This window comes from Winogradskyella ouciana, assembly GCF_009709615.1.
Taxonomy (GTDB): Bacteria; Bacteroidota; Bacteroidia; order Flavobacteriales; family Flavobacteriaceae; genus Winogradskyella; species Winogradskyella ouciana.
In genome coordinates, this window is sequence record NZ_WJYA01000002.1 from 18,032 (window position 1) to 33,946 (window position 15,915).

Genomic DNA, 15,915 nt, shown 5'->3' on the forward strand with positions numbered 1-15,915 from the left:
TTGCACCTTAAAAAATCAAATAAAAATTACCTTTAATTCATTATTATTAATTCCTTACTTTTGTTGTCAAAATATTGAAAAATATGAGTCATATAGATTGGAAAGTTGCCAAGTCTTATGAAGATATAACATATCATAAAAGTAATGGAGTAGCCAGAATTGCTTTTAATCGCCCAGACGTACGAAATGCCTTTCGCCCAAAGACAACTTCAGAACTTTACGACGCATTTTATGATGCCAATGAAGATGTAAATATTGGAGTCGTTTTGTTAAGTGCAGAAGGTCCGTCATCAAAGGATGGTATCTGGAGTTTCTGCTCTGGTGGTGACCAAAAAGCAAGAGGGCACCAAGGTTATGTAGGTGAGGATGGTTATCATCGTTTAAATATATTAGAAGTTCAACGTCTTATCCGTTTTATGCCAAAGGCAGTTATAGCTGTTGTACCAGGTTGGGCCGTTGGTGGAGGTCACAGTTTACATGTGGTATGCGATCTAACCCTTGCCAGTAAAGAACACGCTATTTTTAAACAAACTGACGCAGACGTCACCAGTTTTGATGGTGGCTATGGTTCGGCATACTTAGCCAAAATGGTAGGTCAGAAAAAAGCACGTGAAATATTTTTCCTCGGAAGAAACTATTCAGCCCAAGAAGCTTATGAAATGGGAATGGTCAATGCGGTTATTCCACATGCTGATTTGGAAACGACTGCTTATGAATGGGCACAAGAAATATTAGCTAAATCGCCAACTTCAATTAAGATGCTAAAGTTTGCTATGAACCTTACGGACGACGGCATGGTTGGGCAACAGGTGTTTGCTGGTGAAGCTACAAGGTTAGCCTATATGACAGATGAGGCAAAAGAAGGAAGAGATGCCTTTTTAGAGAAAAGGAAACCCAACTTCGATAAGAAATGGATTCCATAATCTAACACATTTTGAATGAAAGAAATTAAACCATGGCTTTCTGCCATGCGACTAAGAACCTTACCGCTTTCTGTTTCAGGAATTATTGTCGGCACTTGTTTCGCCAGTTACAATGGTCGTTTTAACTGGTGGGTTTTAGTATTGGCTATTTTAACAACCATAAGCCTACAAATACTTTCTAATTTAGCCAATGACTACGGAGATAGTGTTAACGGAGCGGATAATGATGATCGTGTTGGGCCACGTCGCGCTGTACAAAGTGGTAAAATCACTCCAAATGAAATGCTCGATGCCATTAAGTTTAATATTGTAGTGGTCATTATTTTAACGCTGTCCCTAATTTTAGCTGCTTTTGGCCCCACTAATTTTTTGTTTTTATTATTATTTGTTTTTTTGGGTGGTATTTCAGTATATGCCGCATTAAATTACACCATGGGAGATTCACCTTATGGTTACAGGGCATTGGGAGATATTTTTGTGTTTGTTTTCTTTGGACTTGTGAGTACTATGGGCAGTTACTTACTTTACATGCAAACTATAGACCATGTGGTTATACTACCTGCAATTGCCTTGGGTCTGTTGAGTGTTGGTGTTTTAAACCTCAATAATATGCGAGATCTTAATGCAGATGCCAATGTTGGTAAAATTACCTTAGCTGTTAAGTTGGGTATTCACCGTGCCAAGCAATACCATTTTCTTCTCATTATAGGTGCTATGGTCATTACGGTAATATTCTCAATTCTATATTACGTAGCGCCATACAATTTTTTGTATCTACTCGCTTTTATACCATTGATCTTTCACATTAAAAAGATAAAAGCCGCTAAGCAACCTAATGACTTTGACAGTCAATTAAAGGTCTTGGCATTATCCACATTTCTCTTTTCGCTCTTGTTAGGTATTGGTTATATTTTATATTAAATTTAAGGACGTATTACTCCTTAAAATTTAAAACAGATGAAAATTACATTTTACGGTCACGCCTGTTTAGGTTTACAAATTAAAGATGTACATATTCTGGTTGATCCGTTTATTTCAGGCAACGAGAAAGCTTCAGAGATTGATATAGAAAGTCTTAAAGCAGATTATATTCTGGTGACACATGCGCATCAAGATCATATTTTAGATGTTGAAGCCATTGCCAAACGTACAGGAGCTGTTATTGTTTCTAACTACGAAATTGTAACGCATTATCAAAACCTAGATTTAGAAGGACATCCTATGAACCATGGTGGCTCTTGGGATTTTGAATTCGGAAATGTAAAATACGTTAATGCCATACATACGTCGTCGTTTCCAGATGGTAGCTATGGAGGCCAACCTGGTGGTTTTATAATTGAAGGAGAACATAAAAACATTTATATCGCTGGTGATACGGCTTTAACGATGGATATGAAACTCATCCCAATGCAGACCAAACTCGATTTAGCCATTTTGCCAATTGGAGATAATTTTACCATGGGAGTAGAAGACGCTATCATAGCCAGTGATTTTGTACAATGCGATAAAATTTTGGGTTGCCATTTTGACACCTTTGGCTATATTGAAATAGACCACGAAGACGCCAAACGTAAATTCTTTGATAAGGATAAGGATTTGATGTTATTGGATATTGGTGAGAGTTTTGAGCTTTGATCTTGTCAAATATTCTTAATAACTAACTCTTTGATAATCTTTATTTTACTTGAAATTTAATTTTTAAAGTATAACTTCGTTTAACGTTAGGTATAGATTATTAAAAAAGTCAATATCTAATCACAAGCGATAATACAATCAAGATTACTTAAATTCAAAAACTAATGAAATATTTTTTCTTTTTTCTTTTTGTGACAAGTCAAATATTTTCCCATGCGCAACAGCAACAAGATTATATTGCTAATTGGGAATGTGAGACTTCGAAAGAAGAATTGATTGAAAAAAAGTTATATGAAAAAAAATATTATGGTAAATTAATTCAAATTAAGAATGTCGTTACACTCGATAAAAGCTTTAATGTTTATTTTGAAAACTTTGATAATGATTCAATTGTAAACTTTCATATTAATATTGACCATACGATTGAAGGTAACATTACTAATAAAAAAGTAAAGTCGTTTTATTCAAATTCAATGAAGGAAGTCTATGAAATACTAACAGATTTACAACAAGTAATTTATAATAAAGATGACGAATGTTATTTCAGTCTCTACTACTTCGAAATTGATTATATAGATGAAATAAATGAAAAAGTATATAGATATTTATATTGGCTTGAGAAAAAGCAATTGGAGAACTTTCTACTTAATAAAAATAAAAAAAAGCTTTATCAGATATTAAAAGTTCAGACAGATGAATAATATACTACTGCTAACAATGAGTATAATTCATTCCTAGTTAAAGCTTACTTGCGAAAATTCCAACAAAAATTTTCTATCAGTGATTATTTGCTAACTTTTTGCTTCACGCAACGAGCCATATACAAGACGTTTGCTAAACCACTATTTAAAACTGTTCTCTTTAACTGAGGACTGCACACTGCCAACTGATTCCAACCACTCATTCCGCAAATCATCAGAAACCTTACCAGTACCATCATGCTTCCAACCTGGTGGCTTAATTAAGTATTTAATTCTGTTTTTTACAGATTTTCTGCCTGTAAAGGCATCCTTAAACATGCACCACCACTCAATAAAAGCGATTTTAATTGGGTTATAAGTTTTTATATTCTTTACCAAACCGTAGGTTACTTTTTCGTCTTCCAACTCTGGTTGAAAAGTCCCAAAGAGTTTATCCCAAATAATTAAAATACCAGCATGGTTTCTATCTAAGTAAATAGGATTGCTACCATGATGTACTCTGTGATGCGAAGGTGTGTTAAAAATAGCTTCAAACCGCTTAGGCATTTTATTGATGGCTTCGGTGTGGATCCAAAATTGATACAACAAACTAATGGACATTTGCAACAATATCATAGCAGGATGAAAGCCCAACAATGGCAACCATAACCAAAAAATAAAGGTATAAAAACCACCAGACCACGTTTGTCGTAATGCTGTACTTAGATTGTAGTGCTGCGAGGAATGATGCACAACATGCGATGCCCAAAACAAGCGACACTCATGCGAAATACGATGAAACCAATAATACGAGAAATCATCAGCAAAAAACAATAAGGCAAAGGACCACCAAGCTACAGGGATATCAAACAGTCTAAAATTGTCATAAATAAAAAAGAAAACCAATAAGACCAGAGCTTTACTGGCAAAACCAAGCATCACATTACCCAATCCCATAGCAATGGATGAAAACGCATCCTTAGTCTCGTAAGATTTAATATGCTGCTTAGCAGTAACATACAATTCTAGCAGCATGGCCAAAATAAAAAACGGAATGGCGTACAGGATTATGTTCGGAAAATCTGGCATTGATTTTTCTTTAAAAATAGAAAATTTTTAAAACAATCGCTCGTCTAAAAAAAGGGAGTTGCGTATTTTTAACCTTTGATTTTTTGAAATTATTATTTATGAAATTTAAACTATTAATTTTAGTATTCTTTTTAGCCTTAAACAGTACCTTTTCACAAGTTGACGAATCGCAAACCGGAGCATGGTACATGTACTTTTTCAGTCATCAGTTTAAAGATAGTCAATGGGGATTTCAAGGGGATTTTCAATATAGAGATTGGCAAGGTCTCGGTGATATGGAGCAGTTGCTGTTACGTTCTGGGATTACCTTTTCTCCTAAAGATGCTGGAGTAAAATTCACGTTGGGTTATGGTAACGTCACCACAGGTCAATTCGGAGAAAGCGATGAAACCTCTGGAGAGAGCAGAATCTACCAAGAAGCATTGATTCCTCAAAAGTTGGGCAATAGATTTTACTTAACGCATCGTTTTAGATACGAACAGCGATTTGTTGAAAATCAGGATTTTAGAACACGTTATCGTTATAACTTGTTTTTGAATGTGCCTTTAAATTCTAAGGAATTGAGTCCTAAAGCCGTTTATTTGGCATTATATAACGAATTATTTATCAATGGTCAAATGGATATTGGAGACGGAAGGGAAGTGCAGCTATTTGATAGAAACAGAACCTATTTAGGTGTTGGCTATGTGTTGAACCCAAAAATTCGTTTTCAGTTCGGTTGGATGAACCAAAAGACCAATGCTTGGGGAAAAGGGCAATTGCAATTTAGCATGCACCACAATATTTAAAATGATTAAAGCCACCTATCATAAATATATTCTAAACTTTAAAAGGCCAAGTGGCACCTCAAGAGGTGTTATGACTACAAAGGAAACTTGGTTTATTATTCTGGAGGAAAACGGAAAAAGAGGTATAGGTGAGTGCGGTATTTTAAGAGGCTTAAGTATTGACGACAGACCAGACTACCAAGAGCGACTAAAATGGGTTTGTGAAAACATCAATTTAGGTAAAGAAAACTTGGTCAGTGAGCTTGTTGAATTTCCAAGTATTCAATTTGGTTTAGAAACCGCTTTTAAATCTTTGGAAAGCGCAGATGAATTCACCTTATTTCCATCAGCTTTTACGAAAGGGTTTGATAGTATTCCCATTAATGGTTTAGTATGGATGGGCGACGAGAGTTTTATGCGCCAACAAATCAAGGACAAAATTGCATCTGGTTTTGATTGCATTAAACTGAAGATTGGTGCTATTGATTTTCAAACGGAATTAAATATCCTTAAATCCATTAGGAAAGAATTTTCGGTTTCTGATATAGAACTACGTGTGGATGCCAATGGAGCATTTTCAAAAGATGAGGCTTTAGAGAAATTGAAACGTCTTTCAGAATATAAAATTCATTCAATAGAGCAACCCATAAAACCCAAGCAATTTGAAGCCATGGCAAAACTTTGTGAAGTCACGCCTTTACCTATAGCTTTAGACGAAGAGTTGATTGGTGTGTTTGCTAAAGAAGACAAAAATGATTTGCTTCAAACCATAAAACCGCAATATATCATCTTAAAACCGAGTTTGGTTGGTGGTTTTGGCGGAAGTAAGCAATGGGTTAACTTAGCTGAACAACTAAATATTAAATGGTGGATAACAAGCGCTCTTGAAAGTAATGTAGGGTTGAATGCCATTTCCCAATGGACCTATACGCTTAAAAATAGTTTGCCACAAGGTTTAGGCACTGGAAGTTTATTTACCAACAACTTTGATTCGCCATTAACCGTAAAAAATGGTACTTTGCAATACGATAATCAACAACCTTGGAATTTTAATTTATAGCTATGAATTATATACAACAAGCCTACAAAGGCCAGCTTTATTTATGGATGTTCTTTCTAACAACGGTTATTGTTGGAGGTGTTTTCTTTGTTAACTTCATCATCTACTTAACATATGATCAGGCAGATCTAGAGGCGGCTTACGATCTTTTTGCGAACATCCCTTCAAGCTTAAATTTGGCCATAAACTTAGCACCATTTGCTATATTATTAGGGCTATTGTTTCTATTAGTGAAATTTGTGCATCAACGTAGTATATTATCACTAACCACAGCAAGAAATAAAGTAGATTTCGGCAGGGTTTTCTTTTCGTTTATGATGATAGCTGTATTTACTTTAGTAAGCTTTTTCGTAGCGTATTCCATAGATTCCTCCGAGATTGTCTTTCAATTTGATGCCAGCAAGTTTGCCATACTATTTTTGGTAAGTATTATTTTATTCCCTTTTCAGATCGGTTTAGAAGAGTACTTGTTTAGAGGCTACCTAATGCAACATCTTGGTGTGTTGGCTAGGAACAAATGGTTTCCATTGATATTTACCTCAATACTATTTGGTATTGCACATAGTGCCAACCCAGAAGTTGGCGCCATAGGATTCTGGAAAATGATGATTTTCTATATTGGTACAGGATTGTTACTGGGTATAATGACCTTGATGGATGATGGACTGGAACTCGCATTAGGATTTCATTTAGGTAACAATTTATTGGCATCGCTATTGGTAACTGCAGACTGGACGGCATTACAAACGGATGCCATTTTTAGAAGCACCGCAGAACCATCAATGAGTATTATTGGTGAAATATTAGTTCCTGTTTTGGTAGTATATCCAATAATGTTGTTGATTCTATCTAAACGCTACGGATGGAACAATTGGAAAGAGCGTTTATTCGGACAAGTAGTTCCTCCACAAAAAGAAGATTATAAAATTATTAAATAATGACACCTACTTTCAATAAAGTTCATAACCGATTTAAGTTTAATGGAATTCATTTTAACCATGAAGATTTAAATGAAGTTGCCTATAGCGTTATAAAAGAAGGTGATCCTTACGAAAAAGAAATAGGTAATTTTTTAATCGATTGGTTAAACAATGATGATTACTTGGTCGTTATGACTTCAGGTTCCACCGGCCAACCTAAAAAGATAAAGCTACAAAAGCAGGCTATGGTAAACTCTGCCATTGCTACTGGTGATTTTTTTGGATTGCAACCTGGCGATAAAGCATTGCATTGTTTGCCTAGCCATTATATAGCTGGTAAAATGATGTTAGTGAGAGCTATGGTATTGGGATTGGAAATAGACTTTGTAGAGCCAAGTTCAAAACCGATATTTAATTACGAAAAGCACTATGACTTTTGTGCTATGGTGCCGCTTCAGTTAAAGCATACTATAGATTATGTCAACAATATAAAAACCATAATTGTAGGTGGTTCTATGGTAACCAAGCCATTGCTGAAAAAAGTTAAAGAAGCACCTTCAAAGTTTTTCGAAACTTATGGTATGACTGAAACCGTGACGCATGTGGCTGTTAGACAACTGCAATCAAAAGCAGGTGACGGAGAACCATATTTTAAGGCGTTGCCTAATGTTGAATTTACCACAGATGATAGAAGCTGTTTGATTGTTCATGCACCTAACCTGGTTAAAGAGCCATTGGTGACCAATGATATTGTGGATTTACAATCTAAAACCAATTTTAAATTACTGGGACGTTACGATAATGTCATTAATTCGGGCGGAGTAAAACTGTTTCCTGAGCAAATAGAGGAAAAATTGCAACCTATAATCAATGAGCGTTATATTATCGCTGGAGAAGATGACACTGATCTAGGTGAAAAGTTGGTTCTCATTGTTGAAAATTCAAAAGAATCCACAGACCATATTCTTAAGAATATTAAGGAATTAAAAACATTGGATAAGTTTGAAATCCCAAAGAAAATCTATGTCATTGATAAATTTTCTGAAACCACAACAGGAAAAATACAGCGTAAAAAAACCATAAAAGCGGTTTTGAGTAGTTAACTCATTCATACGCATACTTCACTCATTTCCAGTTTTATTTTCTAGGTAAGGTGCATAGTTTTATATCAACTATAAACACCAAACCAATGAAACGACTATTCACATTATTACTTGCTTTGATGATGACATCGGCAAGTTTTGCACAGGAAAAAAACATTGAAACAGAATCAGTTACACTTGATAATCTGATTACATTTATTGTAGAACATTATAGTGTTCAAACCGACTCGACCGAAACAAAGAACATCACATTCCTTATTGAGACTTACGCTGATGATTTTAATACAGAAGATAAGGTAATTCTAAAACAAGCTTTTAAATTGTTGACTAAGCGAGTTACTGAGGACGATCTCATTAGTATTGTTACGTATTCAAGTTTTAGTGGCATTGCACTTACTCAAGTTGAAGCTACTGACATAAAAAAACTACTATATGTTATTGAACATCCAAAGTCTAGCGTGAAAACTTTTGAAGAAGATGGCATTGAGCTCGCTTATGAGTTTGCGAAAGAAAACTTTATTGAAGATTCTGAAAATTCAGTAGTAATGATTCGTATTCCTAATAGAAAAGATGAAGTTGTAAAAACGGATTCTAAGGATTCAAATAAAACAACCAAAAAGAAAAGTAATGCTGTGGTCTTAACAGCTATTGCCTTACTACCAGAACTTATAGCTGTTATTAAAGATTAAAGTAAACTAAAAAACCCAATGCCATCGCATTGGGTTTTCAATTGTATATTTACAACAAATTAGTTTTGTGCAGAAAGGTTTTTCATTTCTTCCTCAACCATTTCATAGAACTGATCGATTTTTGGCATCACAACGATTCTTGTACGTCTGTTTTTTGCTCTGTTTTCGGCAGTATCATTTTCAACTAAAGGTACGTGGTAACTACGACCAGCAGCAACCAATTGTTGTGGGTTCACTTCTAAATCCTCTAATACTCTTACCACAGAAGTAGCACGTTTTACACTTAAGTCCCAGTTATCCATTAAAGGTGGCTTGCTGTAAGGTACATTATCGGTGTGTGCTTCTACCATAGCCTCAAAATTAGGCTTGCTGTTTATTACTTTTGCAACTTTTCCTAAAATTTCCTTAGCACGGTTGGTTACTGTATAACTTCCACTTTGAAATAATAATTTATCTGCGATAGAAATAAACACCACACCTTTTTCTACATTAACTTCAATGTCTGGATCATTAAGACCTACTTCCTTCTTAAGACTTGTAACAATGGCAAGTGTAACACTGTCCTTGCGCGATAACGCATCTTGCAAACGCGTAATTTTAAGGTTACTCTCTCTTAGACTTTCTAAAGATTTTTCTAAGTTTTGTGCTCCTTTACTAGTAAGTTCTGTTAAGTCTTGTGAGCTTTTTATCAAGGCTTCATTGCTCTTTCTCATGTCAGCCAACTGATCTTTCATCGTTTCGACTCTAGCATTAGCTGCAGCAGCATCAGATAGACATTTATTTAATTTAACAGTCGCAGAATTCAATAAATCTTGAGTTTCTTGATGTTTTGCTTCAAGCGCCGCGTACTCTTTCTTCGACACACAAGATGCTAACAACACCATTGAGCAAACACTTAATAACATTAATTTCTTCATAATTTGAATTATAGTTTTAGTTGTTAATTATAACATATCAAAATTATAGAAAAGAGTAGTTGTCTAAACAATGATTAACAAAAATTTTAACAGTTTTATAAACAATTAAAATTTTCGCTTTTTTTTGACAAAATAGGACCAAACAATAGAGTTGGTATTATAGTAGTTGGGTCGTTTTGGAAGTTGTTTGCGTTGCGCAAGGATTCGTCCCAATCCTTTGTAAAATGATGCATGAGCTCTCATTATAGCCCAAAAATACTTCGGTTTAAATTGGAATAAAAACCGAAATGCGGCAATACCATCGAGCTTTAATCTAACGACAGATCTGGTAAAAAGATTAGAATCTGTGTTTTTTACCAATGTAAATAGACTGTTTCTAAAGTTTAAGTAGGTTTTTCTGGGATTGGTATTGCTCAATGTGGCACCACCAACATGATAAACGGTTGAGGTTCCTACATACCTTGCTTTGTGGTTGGTGTTAAAAGCTCTCCAACATAAATCAATTTCTTCCATGTGGGCAAAATAGGATTGGTCAAATCCGTTTAGTTCCTTAAACACGGAATTTTTAATAAAAAGGCACGCTCCAGATGCCCAAAAGATGTCTATAGTATCATTGTATTGGCCGTTATCTTTTTCAATGGTATCAAAAATGCGACCTCTGCAAAAGGGATATCCGTATTTATCTATAAAGCCTCCAGCTGCACCAGCATATTCAAAATAGTCTTTGTTTTTATAGTCTAGGATTTTTGGCTGAATGATTGCAGTTTGAGTGTTCGCGTTAAACTCATCAACAATGGGCTTTAACCAATTTTCAGTGACTTGAATATCGCTGTTTAAAAGGCAGAGTAGAGGTTCTTCAATATATCTCAGGGAATCGTTATAACCTTTGGCATAACCACCGTTTTCTGCATTCTGAATGGTGGTCACTGTTGGGAAATGTTCAGAAACAAAAGAAACGGAACCATCCGTTGAAGCATTATCGGCTACATAGATTTTAGCATCATGAGAATAATTGACAACCGAAGGTAGAAACTGCTTGAGTAATGCTTTACCATTCCAGTTTAAAATTACTACTGCGATGTCTTTTGTTGTGTACATTTATACTGTGGTGTAATCTGGAATATCTTTTAAAAACACATAACGTTCTGCTTGCATATCCATTTCACAATAATAGTGATTAATTCCGTTGGTTACCATGAGATAAGTTGCATCTAGCTGTAAATTATAACGTGCTATTTGGTCAAAAGTGCTTTGGTCTATGGTTATATTGTATGATTTACACTCTACCATAAGGTGAATACTCCCATCAGGATTAAACACCACAATATCGTACCGTTTTTTCAATCCGTTGATGGTTAATTCCTTTTCAACGTTGATTAGAGATTTAGAAAATTTCTTCTCATTGATTAAAAAATGGACACAGTGCTGTCTTACCCATTCTTCGGGTTGAAGGATGATGAATTTTTTCCGAATGACATCAAAAATAGAAACTTTATTTTCTGTACTTTTGAGTCGGTATTCAAACTTAGGAAAGTTGAGGTCTTGCAATGCTTAAGTTGTAATATTTCAATCAAATTTAAGGACATAAAGGCAATATTCAATAGACAAACTCCAAATTCCAATAGTGTATCCTCATTTTTAGGAATTTAGAGTTTTTAATTTTGGAATTTTAGAAAACTTTGGACGAAGTAAAACAACTAGTTGGCGCGATTAAAAAAGGGGACATCAAGCCCATTTATTTTCTCATGGGTGAGGAAGCCTATTATATAGACAAGATTTCGGATTTTATTGAAGATAATGTGCTAGATGAAGCTGAAAAAGGTTTTAACCAAATGGTGCTATATGGCCGTGATGTTTCTATTGATGATATTGTAAGTAACGCCAAGCGTTATCCAATGATGGCGGAAAAACAGGTGGTTATTGTCAAGGAGGCTCAAGACTTAAGTAGAACCATTGAGCAATTGGCAAAATATGCCGAAAATCCACAGCCAACCACAGTTTTGGTCATTAACTACAAGTACAAAAAAATAGATAAACGTAAAGCGTTATATAAGGCATTAAATAAACATGGAAGTGTTGTTTTTGAAAGCAAGAAACTATACGACAATCAAGTACCAGATTGGATAAGGCGTGTACTTAAAGGGCAAGGTTACGATATTTCTCCAAAGGCAGCCCAAATGCTTGTTGAGTTTCTGGGAACTGATTTAAGTAAAGTGAATAATGAGCTCGATAAGTTAAAAATCGTTCTTCCAAAAGGGACTCAAATTACTCCAGAGCATATTGAAGAAAACATTGGGATAAGTAAAGATTTCAACAATTTTGAACTTCGAAAAGCGGTTGGAGAGCGTAATGTGGTAAAAGCACACCAAATCGCAAAATATTTTGCAGATAACCCTAAGGATAATCCTATGGTGGTTACAGTTTCATTATTGTTTAGTTTTTTTTCTCAGTTATTGCACCTTCATGGCATGCACGATAAGTCACCGCGAAGCGTAGCTTCGGCCTTAAGAGTTAATCCGTATTTTGTAAATGAATATTTAACAGCTGCTCGTAATTATCCGATGAAAAAGGTGAGTGCTGTCATTTCGTTACTTCGTGAGTTTGATGTAAAAGGAAAAGGTGTAGGTGCCAATGCTGTGCCGCAAGGTGATTTGCTTAAAGAGTTGTTGGTTAGGATTTTGGATTGATACTTAACGAATCGTATCACTTAAGTTTGAAAGGTCAAAGCCTATTCAACAATCAATCGTTTAGTTACGCTATTACCACTAGAACTTTCTTCGATTTTAATTAAATAGACACCAGAGTTCAAATCAGATATGTCAATTCGTTTCTTGTTGGAAGTTTTTACCAATTGCCCAGTTATAGAATAAATCCTTGTTTCAAGATTATTTTGACTTAAAGTAATTAATCTCTTAGCAGGATTTGGATAAAAAGAAATAGATTCAGTTTCTATATCAGAAGTACTTAAAGTTGAAGTATTAAAACTGTACAAACCAGCATTTAAGGATGAATTTTCCTCAGCTGAAACATAGTACTCATCCGCATTCAGTTGAATGATACCTTCAATCTGTGGCGAATAATTTGCTGGCACGCTTACGGAAGTTTTCGTAACGGTCCCATTAGAAAACAATCCAGAATGAAAACCCTCTAGCTCAATTAAAAATGCTCCGTTTGCATCATAACCAATCAACATTACAGCATTACTCAGAATATTAAATGTTGCACCGGAAATTAGACCTTCTGCGGCTATTGTGTCCACCATAGAAATACTATGCGTGCCTGGTGTTTTGGGCAATTCATGGATGTTGGTGTTGCCATCCACCCAATTTTTTGAAAACACATATAAATTATTGTTATAATGAATTAAGCCTTCAGCATCAAAGTTTGTTGCTAAAGGGCTAGGTGTAAAATCGGTTTGGTTACTGTAGCTGAAATTAATCTCGTCTGCTGTTACTGACGTACTAGCAAAATAATCTACAATCGCTATACGATAGACTTTTAAATTTGTTCGGTTACCTTGGTAGTTTCCAAAATCACCAATGTAAATATATGTGTCATCATGTGTGAGATCTTCCCAGTCTGTGTTTGTGGCATTTGTTATAGTTACGGTTCTAGTCACCATACCAGTTGAGGTGTCCACATCAAACAGTTGGTTGGTTGTTGCAGAATCGTTGTGGGTTATAAGCGTGTTGTTTAAATACAGTAATCCTGAAGTTTCACTAACTGAGGCACTTAAATCGGTTTCTAGAGTGAATTGCTGTGCGCTAACACATAAAATGGAACAAAATAGAATGATATTAAAACATGCTTGCTTTACCATAGGACATTTTGAATAATGTTTAAATGTAGCAATTCTAAAGATTTGGGCATTAAAAATTACATAAGCCACAAGAATTTGGGGTAAAGTGTAAAAGTTAATGGACTTTAAAAATCTAAAACCCTATGATAGTGCAATAACTCATCATCACTGTTGGGCAAGTTTCCTAAACCTTTTAAACTAAAGCCTAAACGTTCCAACAGTTTTCGTGAAGCAGCGTTCTCTTCTAAGGTATAACCGCTTAGTTCGGTTAAGCCATAATTTTGTTGCGCCACATGCATTAATTTATTGGCAGCTTCATAGGCGTAGCCTTTACCTTCATATTGAGGTAGAAAAGCAAAACCTATATCTGGATCTTCCCTGTCTTCTCTATGGTATATGCCACAAGTGCCAAGTTTTACGTTATCATCTTTTCTTAAAATAACATTGTTGCTATAACTATGTTTATTAAACTGTACAAGTACTTTTTCTATAATGTAGTTTTCTGCCTCTTCAATGGTTCTTACTTTTCTGTCGCCAATAAACTGAATCCATTTTGGTGTATTCATTAACTCTAAAATAAAGGGAGCATCTTCTGTTGTTACTGGTCTAATATGGAGTCTTTGTGTATAAAATGAATTTTCTGAAGTCATTAAACATCGAGAAGTTTTTATTCGGTTGGCTGGGAATATGTTATTTTTACATAACAATTTAGCATTCAATATACAGAATTATTACATGAAAATATTATCGAAAGAGCAAATTTACGAAGGTGACAAACTCACTACCGAACGCCAAAACATCTCATCTACAGACTTAATGGAACGTGCAGGGACCCAAATATTCAATTGGATTCATATGCGAATGCAAGGCGCACAAGTGCCTATTCATGTGTTTTGTGGTATTGGTAATAATGGAGGTGATGGTTTGGTTTTGGCTCGTCATTTAATTACACATGGTTATAATGTGGTGACTTATATTGTTAATTGTAGCGATAAACGGTCTAAAGATTTTCTCATCAATTATGACCGTATAAAGGATGTCACCAAGGAATGGCCAATTATGTTGAGTTGTGGCGCAGATTTTTCGGAAATTGTTATCGAAGAAAGAGATATAATCGTTGATGCTGTTTTTGGTATTGGGTTGAATAGACCACCTAACGAATGGGTTCAACAGTTATTTCAATGGTGGAGATCTTCTAAGGCCTATACATTAGCAATAGATATTCCTTCAGGATTATATACAGACAAAGCTGTTGAGGATGAAAATGCCGTAGTTCACGCTGGTTATACCTTAAGTTTTCAATCTCCAAAATTGGTCTTCTTTTTACCAGAGACAGCTAAATATACAGTACAATGGGAAGTTTTGGATATTGGCATTGACCGAGATTATCTCATGCAAACTGAAACGGAAGCAGAACTTATTGCAAAGTTAGAAGTTTTACCGCTTTATAAACCTAGGGATAAATTTTCGCACAAAGGTGATTTTGGTCATGTTATGATTCTCGGTGGAAGCTATGGAAAAATTGGCGCTGTAAATTTGGCCTGTAAAGCTGCACTCAGCTCTGGTGCAGGATTGGTAACGGCTTATGTACCAGAATGTGGTTATCATAGTTTGCAAACAGCATTGCCAGAACTTATGGTGATTACAGATGAACACGTCGACTTTATTAGTAATATTAATTTCAATATTGATCCAACAGTGGTCGGAGTAGGTGTTGGACTCGGAACAGAGGATGAAACAATAGGAGCGTTAGAAAACTTTTTGAAAACAAATAAAGCCCCTTTGGTTATTGATGCTGATGGATTGAATATTCTTTCAAAGAAAAAAGCGCTATTGAAATTATTACCTGAGCAATCCATTTTAACACCACATCCTAAAGAGCTGGAACGTTTGATAGGGAAGTGGTCAGACGATTTTGAAAAACTTAAAAAGGTAAAAGCATTCTCTAAAAAATACAAGGTTATTTTACTGATTAAAGGTGCTCATAGTATCACCGTATTTGGTGATAAACTGTATGTAAATACCACAGGGAATCCAGGTATGGCAACTGGAGGAAGTGGAGATGTACTAACCGGAATAATTTCTGGTTTGATTGCTCAAGGTTATGAGCAGTTGGCTGCAACTATTTTTGGTGTTTATCTTCATGGGAAGTCAGCAGATATTGCTTTGGAGGATTATGGCTACCAAAGTTTAATTGCAAGCCACATTACAGATTATATGGGTAAAGCTTATATCGATTTATTTAAACAACCCGAAGAACCACAGGAAGAGGCACAAGAAGAACAGCAACAAAAAGCGAAAAAACAAAGAGGGAGACCTAAAAAACGATAGAT

Annotated in this window: 17 protein-coding genes; 11 read left to right on the forward strand and 6 right to left on the reverse strand. The window is 35.2% G+C overall.

Annotation, left to right across the window (positions count from 1 at the left end):
- Positions 1–83 precede the first annotated feature (83 nt).
- The 4 genes from F1003_RS00870 to F1003_RS00885 all read left to right on the forward strand — a co-directional run bounded on the left by F1003_RS00870 (position 84) and on the right by F1003_RS00885 (position 3,259).
- On the forward strand, positions 84–923 hold the full coding sequence (locus F1003_RS00870; protein WP_155087317.1) for a 1,4-dihydroxy-2-naphthoyl-CoA synthase: 840 nt from the start codon (positions 84–86) through the stop codon (positions 921–923).
- Between the two features lie 15 nt (positions 924–938).
- Positions 939–1,844: a 1,4-dihydroxy-2-naphthoate octaprenyltransferase gene (menA, locus tag F1003_RS00875; protein ID WP_155087318.1), complete on the forward strand. Its 906-nt coding sequence runs from the start codon at positions 939–941 to the stop codon at positions 1,842–1,844.
- A gap of 36 nt (positions 1,845–1,880) precedes the next feature.
- A complete protein-coding gene (locus F1003_RS00880) occupies positions 1,881–2,558 on the forward strand; it encodes a metal-dependent hydrolase (protein ID WP_155087319.1) in 678 nt (225 codons plus the stop codon).
- Between the two features lie 164 nt (positions 2,559–2,722).
- A complete protein-coding gene (locus F1003_RS00885) occupies positions 2,723–3,259 on the forward strand; it encodes a hypothetical protein (RefSeq protein WP_155087320.1) in 537 nt (178 codons plus the stop codon).
- 141 nt (positions 3,260–3,400) lie between these two features.
- On the opposite strand, the gene F1003_RS00890 is transcribed toward F1003_RS00885, so the two are convergent.
- Positions 3,401–4,327 carry a sterol desaturase family protein gene (locus F1003_RS00890; protein WP_155087321.1) on the reverse strand — a complete coding sequence of 309 codons (927 nt, stop codon included), beginning with the start codon at positions 4,325–4,327 and terminating at the stop codon, positions 3,401–3,403.
- Positions 4,328–4,425: 98 nt separating this feature from the next.
- On the opposite strand from F1003_RS00890, the gene F1003_RS00895 reads away from it, so the two are divergent.
- From F1003_RS00895 to F1003_RS00915, 5 genes are all read left to right on the forward strand, one after another.
- On the forward strand, positions 4,426–5,115 hold the full coding sequence (locus tag F1003_RS00895) for a DUF2490 domain-containing protein (protein WP_155087322.1): 690 nt from the start codon (positions 4,426–4,428) through the stop codon (positions 5,113–5,115).
- 4 nt (positions 5,116–5,119) lie between these two features.
- Complete coding sequence (locus F1003_RS00900; protein WP_162306881.1) at positions 5,120–6,154, forward strand: o-succinylbenzoate synthase; 1,035 nt, start codon at positions 5,120–5,122, stop codon at positions 6,152–6,154.
- A 2-nt stretch (positions 6,155–6,156) separates the two neighbouring features.
- A complete protein-coding gene (locus F1003_RS00905; protein ID WP_155087324.1) occupies positions 6,157–7,092 on the forward strand; it encodes a CPBP family intramembrane glutamic endopeptidase in 936 nt (311 codons plus the stop codon).
- Positions 7,092–8,177, forward strand: coding sequence for an AMP-binding protein (locus F1003_RS00910; protein ID WP_155087325.1), 1,086 nt, complete (start codon positions 7,092–7,094; stop codon positions 8,175–8,177). Before F1003_RS00905 ends, F1003_RS00910 begins: the two co-directional genes overlap by 1 nt.
- Positions 8,178–8,263: 86 nt before the next feature.
- Positions 8,264–8,866 carry a vWA domain-containing protein gene (locus F1003_RS00915; protein WP_155087326.1) on the forward strand — a complete coding sequence of 201 codons (603 nt, stop codon included), beginning with the start codon at positions 8,264–8,266 and terminating at the stop codon, positions 8,864–8,866.
- Between the two features lie 59 nt (positions 8,867–8,925).
- Here the strand turns inward: F1003_RS00915 and F1003_RS00920 are convergent, their stop codons facing one another.
- The 3 genes from F1003_RS00920 to F1003_RS00930 form a co-directional block, all read right to left on the reverse strand.
- The gene (locus F1003_RS00920) at positions 8,926–9,783 is read right to left on the reverse strand and encodes an OmpA/MotB family protein (protein WP_155087327.1); all 858 of its coding nucleotides are present in this window, start codon (positions 9,781–9,783) and stop codon (positions 8,926–8,928) included.
- A 105-nt stretch (positions 9,784–9,888) separates the two neighbouring features.
- The gene (locus tag F1003_RS00925) at positions 9,889–10,881 is read right to left on the reverse strand and encodes a glycosyltransferase family 2 protein (RefSeq protein WP_155087328.1); all 993 of its coding nucleotides are present in this window, start codon (positions 10,879–10,881) and stop codon (positions 9,889–9,891) included.
- Complete coding sequence (locus tag F1003_RS00930; protein ID WP_155087329.1) at positions 10,882–11,331, reverse strand: type I restriction enzyme HsdR N-terminal domain-containing protein; 450 nt, start codon at positions 11,329–11,331, stop codon at positions 10,882–10,884.
- A gap of 131 nt (positions 11,332–11,462) precedes the next feature.
- On the opposite strand from F1003_RS00930, the gene holA reads away from it, so the two are divergent.
- Entirely contained in the window at positions 11,463–12,470 is a 1,008-nt protein-coding gene (gene holA / locus F1003_RS00940; RefSeq protein WP_155087330.1) for a DNA polymerase III subunit delta, read from the forward strand.
- 41 nt (positions 12,471–12,511) lie between these two features.
- Here holA and F1003_RS00945 read toward each other — a convergent pair whose 3' ends face one another.
- Together F1003_RS00945 and F1003_RS00950 are read right to left on the reverse strand one after the other, a co-directional pair.
- Positions 12,512–13,603, reverse strand: a complete 1,092-nt coding sequence (locus F1003_RS00945) for a T9SS type A sorting domain-containing protein (RefSeq protein WP_162306874.1) — start codon at positions 13,601–13,603, stop codon at positions 12,512–12,514.
- A gap of 104 nt (positions 13,604–13,707) precedes the next feature.
- On the reverse strand, positions 13,708–14,232 hold the full coding sequence (locus F1003_RS00950; RefSeq protein ID WP_155087332.1) for a GNAT family N-acetyltransferase: 525 nt from the start codon (positions 14,230–14,232) through the stop codon (positions 13,708–13,710).
- 85 nt (positions 14,233–14,317) lie between these two features.
- Between F1003_RS00950 and F1003_RS00955 the strand changes: the two genes are divergently transcribed.
- Complete coding sequence (locus F1003_RS00955) at positions 14,318–15,913, forward strand: NAD(P)H-hydrate dehydratase (protein ID WP_155087333.1); 1,596 nt, start codon at positions 14,318–14,320, stop codon at positions 15,911–15,913.
- Positions 15,914–15,915: the final 2 nt, after the last annotated feature.